The sequence below is a fragment of the Arthrobacter glacialis genome (assembly GCF_002909445.1).
Classification (GTDB): domain Bacteria; phylum Actinomycetota; class Actinomycetes; order Actinomycetales; family Micrococcaceae; genus Specibacter; species Specibacter glacialis.
Genome location: NZ_PPXC01000017.1, coordinates 59,307 through 75,642, shown reverse-complemented (window position 1 = coordinate 75,642; position 16,336 = coordinate 59,307). Strand labels below are relative to the sequence as shown.

The following is a 16,336-nucleotide window of genomic DNA, read 5'->3' as shown; positions in this document are numbered from 1 at the left end:
ACAACAAGAGCAGATTTGACACCCAATGCATTAGTTTGAACTTATGGAATTGGGACAATTGCGGGCTCTGCGTGAGGTTCAGGCGAGGGGAAGCATTGCCGCCGCTGCGCTGGCACTGCACGTCACGGCGTCGTCCGTATCACAGCAGCTCAGCGCGCTGCAACGCTCTGCGGGCACGGCACTTACCTACAAGGCGGGCAGGCGCACGGCCCTCACCCCGGCTGGTCTTGCCCTGTGCAGGGCAGCAGTTGAGGTGGAAATCGCCTTGGCCCGGGCCGATGCCGCTGTGGGTGTCTTTAAGGACGATACTGCGGAAACGCTCAACGTGGCAGCCTTTCATAGCGCAGCGTTGGCTTTCTTCGGCCCCCTGGAGCAAGCCTTACTGGCCAGCAGCGGGCCACAACTGCACCTTGCCGATGCGGACGTGGCCCAGCAGGATTTTGCAGCCCTGACGGCTGACCATGACGTGGTGATTGCCCACAGGCTGCCCAATAGTGAGCCGTGGCCCGAGTGGGTCCACGTGACTCCCTTGGCGTATGAGCCATTGGACATAGCCGTCAGTGCCGGGCACAGGCTGGCCGCGCTCAAGGAGGCGCGCCCGCATGACCTGCGCGGGGAACGGTGGGTTTCAGTGCATCGGGGGTTCCCCTTGGAAGGGGCGATCGAAATGATAGGGACCTTGGCGGGGGAGGAGGTTGTTGTAGCCCACCGCATCAATGAGTTTTTCGTGGCGGCGTCCTTGGTGGAGCGCGGTGATTGCGTGAGCCTGATGCCCCGGTACACCATCAACCGAAATCTCTTCACCCAACTTGTCTTGATTCCGCTGCGAGAACCACGGCTGGGACGGCGGATAGATATATTGACTCGGCCCGAGGCCATGGAGCGCGCAGGTGTTGTGCAGACCATCGCTGCCCTGCAGAAGCTTATGGAAGAACTGCTTGAAATCAACCCGCCACCGGGGCCGATACTGTTGAATCATGTCTAAATCAGCGACGCCGCCGGAGACGTCCGGAGCAACCCGCCGCTCCACAGCCAGGGCGATTCGGGGACTGGCAATACCAGCCTTTGGCGCGCTCATTGCCGAGCCCCTATTCCTTTTGGCCGATTCAGCCATTGTGGGGCACCTGGGTGTCGAACAATTGGCGGGCGTGGGATTGGCGGCCACGGTTCTGCAGACAGCCGTGGGACTCATGGTGTTCCTGGCATATTCCACCACCCCCGCCGTTGCGCGCCTTCTAGGGGCTGGACAACATGCGCAAGCCGTGGCCGTTGGCCGTGACGGCCTATGGCTGGCGGCAATTTTGGGTGTGGTGCTTGCCGCTGTGGGCATATTCGCCGGCAACGGGCTGCTGGGCGCCATGGGAGCACGCGGCGAGGTGCTTGCCTACGCGCAGCAATACCTCATGATTAGCATGGCTGGGATCCCGGCCATGCTACTGGTCATGGCGGCGATGGGTGTTTTGCGGGGACTCCAAGACACTAAAACACCCTTGCTGGTGGCCACAGCCGGTTTCGCCGTGAACATCGTCATGAACTTTGTTTTGGTGTACGGATTCAACTTCTCAGTGGGTGGTGCTGCCGCCGGCACTGTCATTGCACAATGGGGAATGGCTGCGGTGTACCTGGTCATCGTGGTGCGGGCAGCACGCCACTACAGCGTCAGGCTGCGCCCCGACTGGGCTGGGGTGAGAACCGTTTCCAGGGTGGGCAGTTGGCTGATGCTGCGCACCGTGTCACTGCGGGTGGCCATCCTGGTCACCGTGGTGGTGGTGACAGCGCAAGGGCCCAACAACTTGGCCGCGCATCAACTGGCCATGACCATTTTCACTTTTCTCGCTTTTGCCCTGGATGCGCTTGCCATCGCCGCCCAGGCGCTCATTGGCAAGGAACTTGGCGCCGGCAACATTGTGCAGGTGCGTGTCTTGACGAGGACCATGACCCGCTGGGGTGTGGGCTTCGGGGCGATCACAGGCTTTGCACTGTGGGCGGTCTCTGGATCTGTGGGATGGATCTTCACCACAGACACCAGCGTCCATGCGGCCCTGGCCACAGCCCTGCTGGTCATGGCCGTGGGGCAGCCACTGGCGGGTTATGTGTTCGTGCTTGACGGCGTTCTCATTGGGGCCGGCGATGCCCGCTACCTGGCACTGGCGGGCATGGCGAATCTGGTTGTTTACCTGCCTCTGCTGTATTGGGTGGCCCAACTGGGCCGCGGTGACACAGTTCCGGGGCTGTTCTGGGTGTGGATGGCCTTTAGTCTGGGCTACATGGGGGCCCGGGGCCTGACCCTTGGCTTGCGTGCTCGAACCGGGCGGTGGATGCAGGTCGGAGTGCCCGCTCGCCGCGGCTAGAATTAGTGGGTGAGTGAAACTGCCCTTCCCCAATCTGCCGCTGCCAACATGAGCGTGGCCAATACGCCACTCCTCTGGCGAGCCGTACTTCTGCGCGCCCTGGTCACCTTGGCCTTTGGCCTCACAACAGTATTTTGGGGTGCACCGGGCACCTTGGGCCTGTGCCTGGCCCTTGGCGCTTATCTTCTGGCCGCAGCTGCCGCGCAGTACTTGAGCGTGCGCACGCTTTCCTTGACCCGCAATGACGCCCGGCGGCTGGTGCTCCTTGGTGCCGCGGGTCTTCTGGCAGTCAGTGGCGTGGTGGTGGCCATCTCGGCGAGCACACTGGTGGCGGCGGTGCTTGGCGGGGCCGCGCTCGCCGTCATGGGTGGAGCCGAGCTTTTTTCGGCACTTTACCGGCCAGCCGGAACGGCACACGCTAAGTCTGCACTGGGCAACGACTGGCTTATCTCCGGAGTTTTGGGCCTCGGCACCGGAATTCTGCTTCCCTTCTTTGCCGCAGCGGGGCCTCACGCGCTGATGGGCGTTGCCGGTGGTGGCGCCCTGATGACGGGTGCCCTGTGGGTGTTGTCGGCCCTCACCTTGCGCCATGACGGCTACACGGCAAAAGGCCAGTAAACTAGAAGTCAAATGTTCTACTTTGCGTAGAAACGCGTGGTGCGCGCAACACCAACCAAGCTAAAGGATCAATTGTGGGCAGTTCAGAGCCGGCGAACCCAAACTCGGGCAACTCCATCAAGTTCCCCCTCAGCTTCTCCTTCGCGATGGGTGCTGTAGCAGGAATCGTCACCCTGGTGGTTTCGGCCGGCGGCACCAAGCACGGCCTCCGCTGGGATCTGGGCGGCATTGCCTTCGGCATCGCCTTCATCGCCACACTGCTGATAGCTTCCCTGCTAGTCATGGGCCACAAGGAAAATGACGACTACCTCAGCGAAGGCTTGGGTGTGAACCGCAAGTCCTCCGACAGGCTCAAGCAGGCGCGGGCTGACACGGCAGCCCGGGCCGAAGAGGCACGGGGCACCGCCGCAGAGCCCACCGATGCCACGGACGACGGCGACACCGCCTCACGCTAGATCCTCTCGTCGCGCAGTGCGGCAAGGCTCTCCTGAATGCGTGCAAACACTGCCGCATCAACCACAACGCCATGGCGCTTGAGCACCAAGACGGCTGCCCCCGCCACCCCGTCGTGGACCAAAATTGGTGGTGTTGACTCCAGCAATCGCGCCGCCACGGCCGCGGCCACGGTGCCACCCTTGGTCAGCACGCTGCCGCCAAAAACCAGTGGCTCGCCTGCGCCCGGGGCAACGGCCAAAAGGGTCCGGGCCAATGCGTCGGCCGCCCGCTCGATGATGTCCGTGGCCACGGGATCCTGCGCAACGGCAAACACCAGCGGGGCAAATCTGGAGAGTTCGATTGCGCTGCTCTCGTAGACCTTGCGGATCAGCTGTTGCTGGGCCCGCAGCCGGCCCTGGGTGCGCTGGCTGGGATCAAGGGTGATGCCCAAGTCTGCCAAGACCAGTTCCGTCAGGGCTGTGGGTGCACCTCGCCCATCAAGGGCGGCGGCCACGGCCCGGGCCACTTGGCGTCCCAGCCAAAAACCGGAGCCCTCATCCCCCAAAAGCCAGCCAGTGCCGTCGGCCACCGCGGCAAGCCGGCTAGCCGAGATTCTGGCTCCCACGGCTCCCGTGCCAGCTATCAAAGCACTGCCATTGTCCTGATAGCTTCCAGAGTAAAAGGCCGCCAATAGATCAGATTCAATCACCACATTTCCGGTCAGTCCCAGCGTAATAAACCGTTCCCGGAACAAATGTGTTGGCAGTTCAAGGGATGCGCCGGCCATGGCCACCAAGGTCCCGGCAAGGAGCTGGACACCCCCTCCAAGTGCCTTTTTGGAGGCACCCACAAGGGCGTCAAGTGCGGGCTCAAATCCGCGCGAAACCGGGTTTCCTCCCCCTGCCGTGCCGTATCCCAGACACTGCCCGGAGGCATCGAGAAAAACGGCCCTTGTTGAGGTGCCACCGGCGTCAATTGCGAGGAAGTTTTGCATCGTTACCATTCTGTGTCTAGGTGTGACTTGACTTACATCTGCGGTGATAATAGTTTTCATTATGTAGTCACCTAAAAGAAACGGATTTTCACATGTCAGCCTTCACGCCAACTCCCGCAGCAGTAACAGCTGCCGGCGTCGTGAACCGCATTCAGGCAAAACTACCTGACATGCCGGCCGCCATGGCAAAAATCGGCACGTATCTTTTGGAGCACCCGCAGGCGCCTCTGGAACTGTCCATCATGGAACTTGCGGAACAAACAAAAACGTCCCCGGCCACTGTGACTCGGTTCTGCCGCTTGCTTGGATATGCCGGCTATGTTCCCTTCCGGGTCAGCATTGCCTCCGACTTGGGCCGCAGTGACGCGCGGGAATCGTGGAAAGCCGATATTGGCCGGGCCTTTGGCCCCGACGACTCTCCGCGTGATGTGCTCAGCACCCTGGTAAACGCCCATACGCGTTCGCTGGAGGAGACTGCCGCCGTCATGGATTTGGCCTTGATGAACAAGATCGCCCGCCGCATCGCCATGAGCAACCATGTGGACATCTATGGCATTGGCGGCAGTGCCGTCATGGCCAAGGAGCTGCAGTCGCGCCTGTACCGGATTGGCATTAATGCCCATCATTGGTCGGAGGTGCATGCAGGCCTGACCAGCGCCGCCATTCAGGACACGAACTCGGTTGCCATTGGTATTTCAAACACTGGCCGCACCGAAGAGACCCTGCAAATGTTGCGTGAAGCCGGTGAGGCGGGTGCCCTGACTGTGGCGCTGAGCAACAACCCCGGGTCCCCCCTGGCGGAGAGTGCCGATGCTTCCATCATCACCTCGGTGCATGAGCAGTTCCTGCAGCCGGATGACCTTTCCGCCAAGCACGTGCAACTGCTGGTTATTGATTTGATCTATTTACTGGTGGCCCAGGTGAATTTTGCCCAAACCACCTCAAAGCTGGCAGCCTCCGCCATGGCAGTATCCCCGCACCGCCGCCCCACCAGGGCTGCGCGACTTGAACTGGGTACGCACAGGAGTCAGCGCAACACCGGAAGGGGTGAGGATCATTACTGAGTCCATCACAAGTTTTAGTTTGGAAGTTTCCTCGAGGCTTGAAGCCATTACTGCCTGGGCCCTTGCGGGCGGTGTCAGCGAAGCTGCGCAGGCCATGGCTGACTCGTTGGCCAATGACGGGGTCATTCAAGCATTTGGCACCGGCCACTCCGAGGCGTTCGCCATGGAAATTGCCGGCCGCGCCGGGGGCTTGATCCCCACGAGCAAGATTGCACTGCGTGACCTGGTGCTCCATGGCGACCGCGACGTTGCCGCCTTGGACTCGCTCGAGGGTTCGGTTTTGGAGCGTGACACGGGCGTAGCGGAGGAGTTGTTCAACCTCTCACTGGTTGATCCCCGCGACATATTCATCATCGCCTCCAATTCAGGCGTGAACGGCTCCATTGTGGGTTTGGCCTTGGCTGCCAAGGCCCGCGGTCACAAGGTGATAGCCGTCACCAGTCTGGAACACACAAATGCCGTCGACACAAAGCACCCAAGTGGTGTGCGTCTCAGTGAGATTGCAGATATTGTTATCGATAACAGGGCGCCGTATGGCGACACGACCCTAGAGGTTTCCGGCGGAGGAGGTGTTGGTGCCGTCTCATCGATCACGGCTGCATATATTGCGCAGCTGCTGACCATCGAGACGGTGCAATGCCTGGTCCGTGCGGGGAAGAAACCGCCCATCTATATTTCGGCAAATATCCCGGGCGGGGACGAACACAATACCGCACTGGTGGGCCAGTATGCTGGCCGGCTCAGGCGTGAGGCGTGATTCCAACAGCTACGTAGTTGAAGATCGCTACAGCGCGTGAAGTCAGCCGAATGAAATGCAGTACCAGTACTAAAAAGTACAAGGCAGTACCGATTAAGCGTTCGTACCATCAATGGAAGGCAGTACATAGAATGAGTATTCAGAACAAGCCGCTGCAGCGTCGTGGATTCCTCCGCGGTGCCCTGGCCACCGCCGTGCTCTTGCCCTTGGGTGGAGCCTTGGCCTCCTGTGCAGGCGGCTCCACGCCTGCAGCTACTTCCGGCGCTCCCGCCGCAGGTGCCGACGCCAAGAACCCGTTCGCGGTTGCTGATTCCGGCGTTCTTGACGCTGTAATCTTCAAGGGTGGCTACGGCATCGACTACGTCGAGTTCGCTGGTGCGATCGTCAAGAAGAACTTCCCGAACATGGAAGTCAAGATCAGCCCCTCCACCGATATTGCTCAGGAACTGCAGCCCCGCTTTGTCGGTGGCACTCCGCCGGACCTGATTGATAACTCCGGTGCCAAGTCCATTGGCTTCAGCACCATCTTGGATCAGCTCGAAGACCTCAAGAGCGTTACCGAGTCCAACAACCTCGAGGGCACCAAGATTGCTGACACGCTGTACGACGGCGTTTTGGCTCCGGGTACATTTGACGGCAAGGTTGCTGCCATCAACTACGTGCTCACCGTTTACGCAATGTGGTACTCCAAGTCACTGTTCGACGCCAATAGCTGGAAGGTTCCCACTACCTGGGAAGAAGCGATGGCTCTCGGCGCCCAGGCTAAGGAAAAGGGCAAGTACCTGTTTGTATTTGGCAAGGAAGCTGCCACGTACTACCAGGAAATGGCCATCGCCTCAGCCATCAAGGAAGGCGGCGACGAAGTCCGCTTGGCTCTTGAAAACCTGAAGTCCGATGCCTGGTCCAACCCGGCGATCCAGAGTGTCTTCACCGCACTCGAGAAGATCGTTGCGGCTGGATACATCAAGCCCGGCGGCGCCGGCACCGTCTTCACCGCCGCTCAAGCACAGTGGAGCAACAATCAGGATGCGCTGCTCTACCCTTCAGGTTCTTGGATTGAGAACGAAATGAAGGACCAGACCAAGGCTGACTTCAAGATGACAGGTGCTGCCGTTCCTGTTGTTTCTGCCAGCCCGAAGATCGCTCAGACGGGTCTGCACTCCGCAGCTGGCGAGCCCTTCATTGTTCCCTCCAAGGGCGCCAATGCTGCTGCAGGCAAGGAATTGCTGCGCACCATGCTCTCCAAGGAAGCTGCAACCAACTTCGCCAAGACCAAGCTGGCTCCGACAGTTGTCAAGGGCACCGTTCCCGCCGACGGCTTCGGTTCCACCGCGCTGGTCTCCCAGACCACGTTGCTGGATGCTGCTGGCAAGGACATCTTCACCTGGAACTTCATCGACCTGTACGGCATGAACGCCGACATGCTGGTCCCGTGGAACTCCTTCCTGGACGGCAAGCTCGACGTTGCCGGTCTGACCAAGGCTCTGCAGTCCATCACCGACAAGGTTGCCAAGGACGATTCGGTCAAGAAGATTGAAGTGAAGTGACTCAAGTAACAAACGAAGTGCAGTCGGGCGGTGGCGTTGTCGCCACCGCCCGGCGGCGCCGGAAAAAATTGACATTCGATAAGGTCAGCTTCATGGCAGTCTTTTTGGGACTGCCGTTGGTGATCTATCTGGTCTTCGTGATCTCGCCTTTTGTCCAGGCGGTGTACTACTCGATGACCAGCTGGAGCGGCTTCGACAACAACATGCCGTTCGTGGGCCTTGGCAACTATGTCAAGCTTTTCAATGACGACATCTTCATGTTGTCTGTGCGAAACAGTATTGTCCTGGCGATCTTCCTGCCTGTCATTACGGTCATTCTGGCCCTGGTGCTGGCAACGTTGGTCACCATTGGTGGCAGCAGCCGCGGGCAGATCAAGGGCCTGAAGGGTGCCGGTTTCTACCGCATTGTCTCCTTCTTCCCCTACGTGATCCCCGCCGTCGTCATCGGCATCATCTGGGCGCAAATCTTCAACCCGGACAACGGATTGCTCAACGGCATCCTGACGGGCATTGGGCTGGACGGTTTCAAGGACTTCCCCTGGCTGGGTGATTCCCGCACGGCCATGATCGCCTCGATGGTTGTTATTGTGTGGGGCTTTGTTGGCTTCTACATGATCTTGTTCATCGCAGCCATCAAGGGCATCCCCGCTGAAACCTTTGAAGCTGCCCGCATCGATGGCGCCGGCCGCTTCCGCACGGCCATCAACATCACCATCCCGCTGATCCGTGACAACATCCAGACAGCCTACGTCTACATGGGCATCCTGGCTTTGGACGCATTTGTGTACATGTCCATCTTGAACTCCACGGGTGGGCCCGAGAACTCCACCTTGGTCATGTCGCAGAAGCTGTTCACCACGGCATTCTCCAAGGGTCAGTTCGGCCTTGCCTGTGCCATGGGTGTGGTCCTGGCAGTAATTACATTGATCTTCTCGGCACTGGTGTTCCTGGTGAACCGTTGGACCGGCGGCAACAAGGATGTGTCAGAATAATGGCTTTGAATATTGCTAAGAACAAGCCGGCAGCCCACGGACATGTTGAGCGCAAGTCTCAGGAGACTAAAGGCGACAAGGTGGTAGCGGGTGTTTCGCACACCATGCTGGCCCTGTGGTCCCTGCTGGTGCTGGTGCCCCTGGGCTGGACCCTGCTCTCCTCGTTCAAGACAACGTCAGAGATCTTTGCGTCACCGTTCTCCCTGCCTGAGGTTTGGCAGTTCCAGAACTACGTCAACGCGTGGAACACGGCCGGAATCGGATCGTACTTCTTCAACACGGTCATTGTGGTGGGCGCTGCGCTCGTCATCGTGATGGTGCTGGGGGCCATGTGCGCCTATGTTTTGGCTCGCTTTGTCTTCCCGGGTTCGCGTGCCATCTACTACCTGATGCTCGCAGGCCTGACGTTCCCGATCTTCCTGGCCATTGTGCCCTTGTTCTTCATCTTGAAAAACATGGGACTGTTGAATACCTTGCCCGGTTTGATCATTGTCTACGTGGCGTTCGCGCTTCCCTTCACCGTGTTCTTCCTGTTCTCCTTCTTCAAGGCTCTGCCGAGCGAAATTGCTGAAGCGGCACAGATTGACGGCGCCGGTGAATGGCGCACCTTCTTCCAGATCATGCTGCCCATGGCCAAGCCTGGTATGGCATCCGTTGCCATCTTCAACTTCCTGGGTTTGTGGAACCAGTACCTGATCCCCGTGGCCATCAACACCAAGCGTGAGAACTATGTTCTTTCGCAGGGTATTGCTGCCTTCGCCGGCCAGCAGGGCTACGCGGTGGACTTTGGTTCACTGTTCGCGGCAGCCATCATTGTGGTTGTTCCTGTTTTGGTCATGTACATCCTCTTCCAGCGCCAGCTTCAGGGCTCGGTGTCTGCAGGAACCATGAAGTAACTCGTCTTTCCCCAGATCGAACGGGCAGTAGTTGTTGATGTAGGACTCCAACATCGACAACTGCTGCCCGTTCGATGTGTTTAACCGGTTGATTTGCGACGCCGGTAGGCGGCCACATGGGCTCGGTTGCCGCAATTGCCGGTATCGCAATACCGTCGGGACCTGTTCTTGGACAGGTCGATGAGCACCGCCTGGCAGTCCGGGGCGGCGCATATTTTCAGCCGGCCCAGTTCCTTGGCGCGGATCACATCCACCAGGGCCATGGCCGCCTCAACCCCCATGCGCTGGGCCAGGGGAGCTGCTGGCGCTGTTGCGTGCAGGTGCCAATCCCATTGGTCGTGCTTAACCAGTTGCGGCAGTGCGTGGGCGCGGGCCAGAAGTGCATTGGTCATGACCGCCGCAGTGTCCTCATCCGCGGTAAAGATGATCCGCAGTTCGCTGCGCATGGCGCGCACTGCCTTGACCTCAGCGGGCGAATGCTCGCGTGATCCGCTAAATTGTTCCCGCAGCACAAACGCGTCCAGATCATCCATGCTCGCCAGGGTGTCGTGCCCCGTGACACTCAGGTCAGCTTCGACTGAACTGGGTGCTGTGTTGATCAGATTGGCGGCTGACTGCAAAGCCACTTCCGTGTCATTAGTAAAGACCATGTTGACTCCTGACAATTGACGGGCGTAGTGTCATTAGTCTAACGCCTTACACTCCTGACATACGGATGCTCTCATGCCCTCTTCCAAGAACACAGCTGTTGTGCCCACTGCCGCAACCCGAACACCCGTGGCCTCGCCGGCGCTGTTGCTGGCCTTTGTTTCGGCTGCGGCATTTGCCCTGTCCGGCTCCTTTGCCAAGTCGCTGTTCGACGCCGGCTGGTCCCCGGGCGCGGCCGTCGCCATCCGCATTGGCGGCGCCGCCGCTGTCCTGCTCATTCCTGTCATCATCACTCTGGTCCGGCAGTGGCACGCGGTGAAGGGCTCGCTGCTGCGCATAGCTATCTACGGAATTGTCCCGATAGCCCTGTGCCAGCTGTTCTTCTTCAACGCCGTGGCGCACCTTTCGGTGGGTGTGGCCCTGTTGCTGGAATACCTCTCGCCCGTGCTGTTGGTGGCGTGGGCGTGGCTGATGACCCGCCAGCGGCCGCGTGCCCTGACGATTTTGGGTGCAGCGAGTGCCATGGGCGGGTTGGTTTTGGTGCTCGATCTTGCCGGCAGCCAGCAGGTCAGCGTGGAGGGCATCCTCTGGGGTTTGGCCGCGGCCGTGTGCTCGGCGTTTTACTTTGTCATGTCAGCCCGTGCCGACGACAACGTGCCGCCGATCCTGATGGCTGGCGGCGGCATGGCTGTGGGCGCCGCAGCGATCATTGGCATGGGGCTGGTGGGTGTGATGCCGCTGGCGTACACCACCAGCGATGTGGTGTTCGCGGGAAACCAGGTGCCCTGGTTTGTGCCGGTTCTGGGCCTGGTACTGGTGACAACCGTGTTCGCCTATGTGGTGGGCATTATTGCCACGCGCGGGCTGGGGTCCAAGGTGGCCTCCTTTGTGGCGTTGTTCGAAGTGCTTTTTGCCGTCATTTGGGCGTGGATCCTGCTGGGCGAGCTGCCCCGGCTCATCCAGTTGATGGGTGGATTGTTCATCATGTTTGGCGTGGTCATGGTGCGTCTAGACGAGTTGCGTGGGCCGTTCACGCGTGGTGGCGGCTACCTTGTGGACCTGGACGTGGCGGATGCCGATGCGAGTCCCGCGCGAGACTAGCTGTCCCCAGACAAAAAGGAGGTCCGGCGGGGTTGCCCGCCGGACCTCCTTTTGGCTACTTGCCGAAACGCCGCAACCGCAGTGAGTTCGCCACCACCAGCACCGAGCTGGCAGCCATGGCGGCACCGGCGATCATCGGATTCAACAAGCCAAGTGCTGCTACGGGGATGCCGATGGCGTTGTAGAAGAACGCCCAGAACAGGTTCGTCTTGATGGTTCCAAGCGTTTTCCGTGACAGCGCAATGGCCGTGGCCACCTGGCCCAAGTCATTGCCCATGACCGTCAGGTCTGCCGCCTCAATGGCAACATCTGTGCCCGAGCCCATCGCGATGCCAAGATCGGCCTGCGCCAGGGCTGCTGCGTCATTGACGCCGTCGCCCGCCATCGCCACCGTGGCCCCGGCGGCCTGCAACTTCTTGACCGCCTCCACCTTGCCCTCGGGCAGGACATCGGCAAACACATCCGCAGGTGGTATCCCCACGATTGCCGCCACCTGGGCTGCCACGGCGGCGTTGTCACCGGTGAGCAGGATGGGCCGCAAGCCCAGCTCCTTGAGCCTGGCAATGGCCTCAACGGAACCGGCCTTGATGGTGTCCTTGAGTGCGATCAAGCCGGCGGCCTGTCCGTCCACGGCCACCCAGATGGCGGTGGTGCCGCGCTGTTGCTGCGTCACCAATGCCTTGCGGTCAGCATCGGAAAGTTCGACGCCGTTTTCCTCCAGCCAGCCTGCCCGGCCAGCCAGCACCGTGCTGCCTTCGATCAGGGCCCGTACGCCGCCGCCGGGGGCTGAGGTGAAGTCCTCCACCTGAGGCATCTCACCCTGGGTGCGGGCGTGCTCGGCAATGGCGTGGGCAATGGGGTGTTCACTGTGGGATTCCACAGCACCTGCAAGGCGCAGGACCTCGTTTGCCGGCATCTGGGCGAGGGTCACGACGTCGACCACGCTCAACTTGCCCTCGGTGACGGTGCCGGTTTTGTCCAGCAAGATGGTGTCCACCGTGCGGGTGTCTTCCAGGACCTGCGGGCCCTTGATCAGGATGCCCAACTGGGCAGCGCGGCCGGTTCCGGTCAGTAGGCCAACGGGTGTGGCGAGTCCCAGGGCGCAAGGGCAGGCGATGATCAAAACAGCGACGGCGGCAGTGAAGGCGGCCTGGATATCACCGCTGAAGATCAGCCACAGTGCAAAAGTGATGACGGCAATGACCAGCACGATCGGCACAAACACGGCGCTGATCCTGTCCGCCAGGCGCGCAATAGGTGCCTTGCCAGCCTGTGCGGCGCTGACCAGTTTGCCCATTTGGGCAAGCGTTGTCTCCGCGCCGACGCGGGTGGCGCGCACCAACAGGCGGCCGGAGGTGTTGATCGTGGCGCCTGTGACGCCGTCATCCACAGTGACGTCCACGGGCAGGGACTCACCGGTAATAAGGGAGGTGTCCACGGCCGAGGTGCCGGATGTGACGATGCCGTCCGTGGCGATTTTTTCGCCGGGCCGGACCACAAAGATCTCATCCACTGCCAGCTGGTCCGCCGGGATCTTAACCTCGACGCCGTCGCGAAGCACAGTGGCTTCCTTGGCGCCCAGGCTCAGCAGCGCCTTGAGCGCGTCACCGGCCCTGGCCTTCGCCTTGGCTTCCAGGTAGCGTCCCAACAGCAGGAACGTCACCACCACGGCCGAGACCTCAAAGTACAGGGGCGCGTGCCCGCTCATGTGGGCGCCGTGTGCTGTGAGCATCGGATCCATGACCATGGTGACGGTGGAGAACGCGAACGCCGCACTGACACCAATGGAGACCAGGGTGTCCATGGTGGAGGCGAAGTGCCGGGCGTTGATGGCCGCGGCCCGGTGGAATGGCCAGGCGGACCACGTCACCACGGGCAGCGTCAGGGCACCCACCACCCAGCCCCAGTGCGGGAATTGCAGTGCCGGGAACATGGAGATCAAGAAAACAGGGATGGTGAGAATGGCGGCCAGGATCAGCCGCGGGCGCAGTGTTGCGGCGGTGCCGCCATGTGCCATGTGGTCGGTATGCTCCTGCGCGGCGCCTGGGTGAGCGTCGTGCTCGTGGTGGGGTTCGGCGTCGTGCTTGGGCATTGATGTGGCAGCAGGGACATTCTTTAGCCGGGCCTTGTAGCCCGTCGCGTTGACGGTGTCGATGATTTGTTGGTTGGACATGCCGGCGGGGACCGTGACCTGGGCTGTTTCCAGCGGGAGGTTCACGGAAGCGCTGACGCCTTCGAGTTTGCCCAACTTGCGTTCAACCCGGCTGACGCACGAGGCACAGGTCATGCCTTCAATGTCGAGCTCAACCATGCGGGGGCCGGGTGTGGCGGTTTGGGTCAAAATATCTGAGGCGCTCATGGCGCTCCTTAAATTGAAAGCGGGTTAGGCGTTGTTGGCAACCATGAGGTAGCCGGCCTCGGCGATGGCCTCGCTGATTTCGGCGGGGTCAAGGGTCAGGGTGGAAGTAATGGTGACCTCGGAGATACTGCCGGCGTTGAGGTCCACGGAGACAGTCTCCACGCCCTTGAGTGCGGTCAGTTCCTCGGTAACGGAGCTGATGCAGTGTCCGCAGGTCATCCCTGAAACGTTGATGGTGGTGGTGTTCATCTCTATTAGCTCCTGAGTAGGCGGGAAATGGCGGCGGTGGCTTCGGAAACCTTCTCGGAGACGATCTCCGGGTTGCCTGATTCTTGGGATTCATGGGCGGCGTTGACCACGCAATGGGCAATGTGGTCCTCGAGGAGGCCGATGCTCACGGCGTGCAGTGCCTTGTTGACGGCGGCCATCTGGGTGAGGATGTCAATGCAGTACTTGTCCTCCTCCACCATGCGGGCGATGCCGCGAACCTGGCCCTCTGCGCGCTTGAGGCGGCGCAAGTAGGCCTGTTTTTCCTCGCTGTAGCCGTGCGGGCCGGGATGTTCTGTTTGGGTGCTTGTCATGCCTTCAATGTATACCCCCATAGGGTATTGGTCAAGTACCCCATGGGGGTATTGATGGGACTTTGCGGCCCGGTGCGCCCGTCCCCGCTTTTCGCGCCCGTCCGGACGGGCGCGAAAAGCGGGGACGGGCGCACCGGATACGGGATTGGGCGTGTGGGATCAGAAGTTACTGGTTAGTAACTCTTGTTGCCGTGGTGTTGGGGTGGTCGAATTTAACCCATGACAAGCAATGGAGCGCAGCCGAATTCTTTGGATGACCAGCCGCAGGACCAGCCGATAACTACGCTGCTCGCCGTGGGAACCAAGAAAGGTCTGTGGCTGGGCACCAGTATCGACAGATCGAACTTCACTTTCACCGGCCCCCACTTTTTGATGCAAGAGATCCCCAGCATCGGGATCGACACCAGGGGCGGCAAAACCCGAATCATGGTGGGCTTGCGCAGCGAACACTGGGGGCCGACAGTTGCCCACTCGGACGATTTTGGCGCCACCTGGCAAGAGCCTGACCACGGAGCCATCACCTTCCCGGCAGATACAGCTGCGGCGCTGGAGCGCGTATGGCAGATCCAGCCGGACAGTGCGGACCAGCCAGGCGTGGTGTGGGCTGGATGTGAGCCCATTTCGGTGTGGAAATCCACCGATGGCGGAGAGCATTTTGAGCTCAACCGGGGCCTCTGGGACCATCCGCACCGCCCCGAATGGGGTGCCGGATTTGGTGGCGCGGCAGCGCATACAGTCCTGCCAAGCGCCAACGATCCCGGCACCATTCATGTGGCCATGAGCACCGGGGGCGTGTACCGGAGTACCGATGACGGAGAGACGTGGGAGGCCCGGAATAAGGGCATTACGGCGTATTTCATGCCAGACCCCTTGCCGGAATTTGGCCAGTGCGTGCACAAGATCGCCCGCGACCCCAACAGCTCCGGGACCCTCTACGCGCAAAACCACCACGGCGTGTACCGTACCGATGACAACGCCGATACCTGGAATTCCATTGCGGACGGACTGCCCACGGATTTCGGTTTCACCATCTTGACCCACCCGAGCCGATCCGGCACGGCATGGGTTGTGCCCATCAAGGCCGACGGTGAACGGATTCCGCCAGAGGGCCAGATGGCGGTGCACCGCACGGACGACGGCGGCGCGACCTGGAAACGGTTGGCGGATGGGTTGATGGAACCCGACTACAACGTGGTGCTGCGGGATGCGGCGGCCGTTGATAATGCCGAACCTGCCGGTATTTACTTTGGCACTCGCGGCGGTTCGGTGTATGCCAGCGCCAACGAGGGCGAGCACTTTGTCGAAGTCCTCACCCACCTGCCGGACGTCTTATGTGTCCGTGCCGCCGCCGTCGAGCTTTAGCGGTGTGGTCATGGCCAAGGAAGTGACAGTCTTGGTTCCTCGCTTGTTGCAAACCATGGTGGGCGGAAGCGAAGAGCTGCGCCTGGACGTTGGCGACGGCGCCAGTGTGGCGCAACTGCTGGACGTCATTGGTGCGCAATTTCCAAAATTCAACAGGCGCCTGCGCGATGAGACAGGGGCGCTGCGGCGGTTCGTGAACATTTACGTCGACGGCGACGATGTGCGTCGCCTGGATGGGCTGGCCACCCAGGTGGCCGCCGGCCGGGAAGTGATGATCATTCAATCCGTGGCCGGCGGCTAAACCACTCAGAGTGCGTCAAGGTCCGTTTCGAGCATTTGGACCAAGGAGTCCAGGGCTGCGTCAGCACCGTCGCCCTCGGCCCGCAGGACCACCACGCTGCCGTGCTCGGCACCCAAGGTCATCAACGACAAGATGCTGCTGGCGTCCATGGCGTCATCGATCGGGGCGCCATCCATGGCGATGGTGACTTCAACGCCGGTTTCACCGGCCGCTGCGGCAAACAGGGAAGCTGGGCGGGCGTGCAATCCTGAGCTGCTGGCGACGGTTGCTTTACGTTCGGACATGGTTCCTCCTGTGGGAGTGGTTAATGACATCTTGGTGATTGGTGCT

18 protein-coding genes are annotated in these 16,336 nt (G+C 60.8%); 12 read left to right on the top strand and 6 right to left on the bottom strand.

The genetic code is table 11. The annotated features are described in order from the left end of the window. The first annotated feature begins 43 nt into the window (after positions 1 to 43). The 4 genes from CVS27_RS17545 to CVS27_RS17530 all read left to right on the top strand — a co-directional run bounded on the left by CVS27_RS17545 (position 44) and on the right by CVS27_RS17530 (position 3,424). Positions 44 to 985: a LysR family transcriptional regulator gene (locus tag CVS27_RS17545; protein ID WP_103467147.1), complete on the top strand. Its 942-nt coding sequence runs from the start codon at positions 44 to 46 to the stop codon at positions 983 to 985. Continuing rightward, positions 978 to 2,351 carry an MATE family efflux transporter gene (locus CVS27_RS17540; protein ID WP_103467146.1) on the top strand — a complete coding sequence of 458 codons (1,374 nt, stop codon included), beginning with the start codon at positions 978 to 980 and terminating at the stop codon, positions 2,349 to 2,351. The genes CVS27_RS17545 and CVS27_RS17540 overlap by 8 nt, the downstream gene beginning before the upstream one ends. 9 nt (positions 2,352 to 2,360) lie before the next feature. Further along, entirely contained in the window at positions 2,361 to 2,969 is a 609-nt protein-coding gene (locus CVS27_RS17535; protein WP_103467145.1) for a hypothetical protein, read from the top strand. A 74-nt stretch (positions 2,970 to 3,043) separates the two neighbouring features. After that, positions 3,044 to 3,424, top strand: a complete 381-nt coding sequence (locus CVS27_RS17530) for a hypothetical protein (protein ID WP_103467144.1) — start codon at positions 3,044 to 3,046, stop codon at positions 3,422 to 3,424. Here the strand turns inward: CVS27_RS17530 and CVS27_RS17525 are convergent. Beyond that, positions 3,421 to 4,398 (bottom strand): N-acetylglucosamine kinase, encoded by a 978-nt coding sequence (locus tag CVS27_RS17525; RefSeq protein WP_165788344.1) that lies wholly within the window; start codon positions 4,396 to 4,398, stop codon positions 3,421 to 3,423. The genes CVS27_RS17530 and CVS27_RS17525 overlap by 4 nt on opposite strands. Before the next feature lie 92 nt (positions 4,399 to 4,490). Between CVS27_RS17525 and CVS27_RS17520 the strand changes: the two genes are divergently transcribed. The 5 genes from CVS27_RS17520 (at position 4,491) to CVS27_RS17500 (ending at position 9,654) form a co-directional block, all read left to right on the top strand. Further along, the gene (locus CVS27_RS17520) at positions 4,491 to 5,462 is read left to right on the top strand and encodes a MurR/RpiR family transcriptional regulator (protein WP_103467142.1); all 972 of its coding nucleotides are present in this window, start codon (positions 4,491 to 4,493) and stop codon (positions 5,460 to 5,462) included. Continuing rightward, positions 5,446 to 6,219, top strand: a complete 774-nt coding sequence (locus CVS27_RS17515; protein WP_243399964.1) for a sugar isomerase domain-containing protein — start codon at positions 5,446 to 5,448, stop codon at positions 6,217 to 6,219. Before CVS27_RS17520 ends, CVS27_RS17515 begins: the two co-directional genes overlap by 17 nt. Before the next feature lie 131 nt (positions 6,220 to 6,350). Next, on the top strand, positions 6,351 to 7,766 hold the full coding sequence (gene ngcE, locus CVS27_RS17510) for an N-acetylglucosamine/diacetylchitobiose ABC transporter substrate-binding protein (protein WP_103467141.1): 1,416 nt from the start codon (positions 6,351 to 6,353) through the stop codon (positions 7,764 to 7,766). Positions 7,767 to 7,858: 92 nt separating this feature from the next. Continuing rightward, positions 7,859 to 8,758 (top strand): carbohydrate ABC transporter permease, encoded by a 900-nt coding sequence (locus tag CVS27_RS17505; RefSeq protein ID WP_103467162.1) that lies wholly within the window; start codon positions 7,859 to 7,861, stop codon positions 8,756 to 8,758. A 104-nt stretch (positions 8,759 to 8,862) separates the two neighbouring features. Continuing rightward, complete coding sequence (locus CVS27_RS17500) at positions 8,863 to 9,654, top strand: carbohydrate ABC transporter permease (RefSeq protein WP_243399967.1); 792 nt, start codon at positions 8,863 to 8,865, stop codon at positions 9,652 to 9,654. 80 nt (positions 9,655 to 9,734) lie between these two features. Here the strand turns inward: CVS27_RS17500 and CVS27_RS17495 are convergent, their stop codons facing one another. Next, positions 9,735 to 10,304, bottom strand: a complete 570-nt coding sequence (locus CVS27_RS17495) for a CGNR zinc finger domain-containing protein (RefSeq protein WP_103467139.1) — start codon at positions 10,302 to 10,304, stop codon at positions 9,735 to 9,737. A 73-nt stretch (positions 10,305 to 10,377) separates the two neighbouring features. Here CVS27_RS17495 and CVS27_RS17490 point away from each other — a divergent pair, with 73 nt between their 5' ends. After that, on the top strand, positions 10,378 to 11,403 hold the full coding sequence (locus CVS27_RS17490) for an EamA family transporter (RefSeq protein ID WP_103467138.1): 1,026 nt from the start codon (positions 10,378 to 10,380) through the stop codon (positions 11,401 to 11,403). Between the two features lie 55 nt (positions 11,404 to 11,458). On the opposite strand, the gene CVS27_RS17485 is transcribed toward CVS27_RS17490, so the two are convergent. Genes CVS27_RS17485 through CVS27_RS17475 form a run of 3 tightly spaced genes read right to left on the bottom strand, consistent with a single transcriptional unit; the run spans position 11,459 to position 14,343 of the window. Continuing rightward, on the bottom strand, positions 11,459 to 13,762 hold the full coding sequence (locus tag CVS27_RS17485) for a heavy metal translocating P-type ATPase (protein ID WP_103467137.1): 2,304 nt from the start codon (positions 13,760 to 13,762) through the stop codon (positions 11,459 to 11,461). A gap of 24 nt (positions 13,763 to 13,786) precedes the next feature. Then, entirely contained in the window at positions 13,787 to 14,011 is a 225-nt protein-coding gene (locus CVS27_RS17480; protein ID WP_103467136.1) for a heavy-metal-associated domain-containing protein, read from the bottom strand. A gap of 5 nt (positions 14,012 to 14,016) precedes the next feature. Next, a complete protein-coding gene (locus CVS27_RS17475) occupies positions 14,017 to 14,343 on the bottom strand; it encodes a metal-sensitive transcriptional regulator (protein WP_207767561.1) in 327 nt (108 codons plus the stop codon). Positions 14,344 to 14,562: 219 nt separating this feature from the next. Here CVS27_RS17475 and CVS27_RS17470 point away from each other — a divergent pair, with 219 nt between their 5' ends. Both CVS27_RS17470 and CVS27_RS17465 read left to right on the top strand, forming a co-directional pair. After that, complete coding sequence (locus CVS27_RS17470; protein ID WP_103467134.1) at positions 14,563 to 15,705, top strand: WD40/YVTN/BNR-like repeat-containing protein; 1,143 nt, start codon at positions 14,563 to 14,565, stop codon at positions 15,703 to 15,705. Between the two features lie 10 nt (positions 15,706 to 15,715). Further along, the gene (locus tag CVS27_RS17465) at positions 15,716 to 16,006 is read left to right on the top strand and encodes a MoaD/ThiS family protein (RefSeq protein WP_103467161.1); all 291 of its coding nucleotides are present in this window, start codon (positions 15,716 to 15,718) and stop codon (positions 16,004 to 16,006) included. Between the two features lie 5 nt (positions 16,007 to 16,011). Here CVS27_RS17465 and CVS27_RS17460 read toward each other — a convergent pair whose 3' ends face one another. Further along, entirely contained in the window at positions 16,012 to 16,290 is a 279-nt protein-coding gene (locus CVS27_RS17460) for an HPr family phosphocarrier protein (RefSeq protein WP_103467133.1), read from the bottom strand. Between the last annotated feature and the right edge of the window lie 46 nt (positions 16,291 to 16,336).

Coding starts and splice junctions, on each gene's coding strand:
- CVS27_RS17505 (WP_103467162.1), top strand. CDS start 7,859: ATGGCAGTCTTTTTGGGACTGCCGTTGGTGATCTATCTGGTCTTCGTG.
- CVS27_RS17540 (WP_103467146.1), top strand. CDS start 978: ATGTCTAAATCAGCGACGCCGCCGGAGACGTCCGGAGCAACCCGCCGC.
- CVS27_RS17470 (WP_103467134.1), top strand. CDS start 14,563: ATGACAAGCAATGGAGCGCAGCCGAATTCTTTGGATGACCAGCCGCAG.
- CVS27_RS17485 (WP_103467137.1), bottom strand. CDS start 13,762: ATGAGCGCCTCAGATATTTTGACCCAAACCGCCACACCCGGCCCCCGC.
- CVS27_RS17480 (WP_103467136.1), bottom strand. CDS start 14,011: ATGAACACCACCACCATCAACGTTTCAGGGATGACCTGCGGACACTGC.
- CVS27_RS17545 (WP_103467147.1), top strand. CDS start 44: ATGGAATTGGGACAATTGCGGGCTCTGCGTGAGGTTCAGGCGAGGGGA.
- CVS27_RS17460 (WP_103467133.1), bottom strand. CDS start 16,290: ATGTCCGAACGTAAAGCAACCGTCGCCAGCAGCTCAGGATTGCACGCC.
- CVS27_RS17495 (WP_103467139.1), bottom strand. CDS start 10,304: ATGGTCTTTACTAATGACACGGAAGTGGCTTTGCAGTCAGCCGCCAAT.
- CVS27_RS17520 (WP_103467142.1), top strand. CDS start 4,491: ATGTCAGCCTTCACGCCAACTCCCGCAGCAGTAACAGCTGCCGGCGTC.
- CVS27_RS17475 (WP_207767561.1), bottom strand. CDS start 14,343: ATGACAAGCACCCAAACAGAACATCCCGGCCCGCACGGCTACAGCGAG.
- CVS27_RS17465 (WP_103467161.1), top strand. CDS start 15,716: ATGGCCAAGGAAGTGACAGTCTTGGTTCCTCGCTTGTTGCAAACCATG.
- ngcE (WP_103467141.1), top strand. CDS start 6,351: ATGAGTATTCAGAACAAGCCGCTGCAGCGTCGTGGATTCCTCCGCGGT.
- CVS27_RS17500 (WP_243399967.1), top strand. CDS start 8,863: ATGCTGGCCCTGTGGTCCCTGCTGGTGCTGGTGCCCCTGGGCTGGACC.
- CVS27_RS17525 (WP_165788344.1), bottom strand. CDS start 4,398: ATGCAAAACTTCCTCGCAATTGACGCCGGTGGCACCTCAACAAGGGCC.
- CVS27_RS17490 (WP_103467138.1), top strand. CDS start 10,378: ATGCCCTCTTCCAAGAACACAGCTGTTGTGCCCACTGCCGCAACCCGA.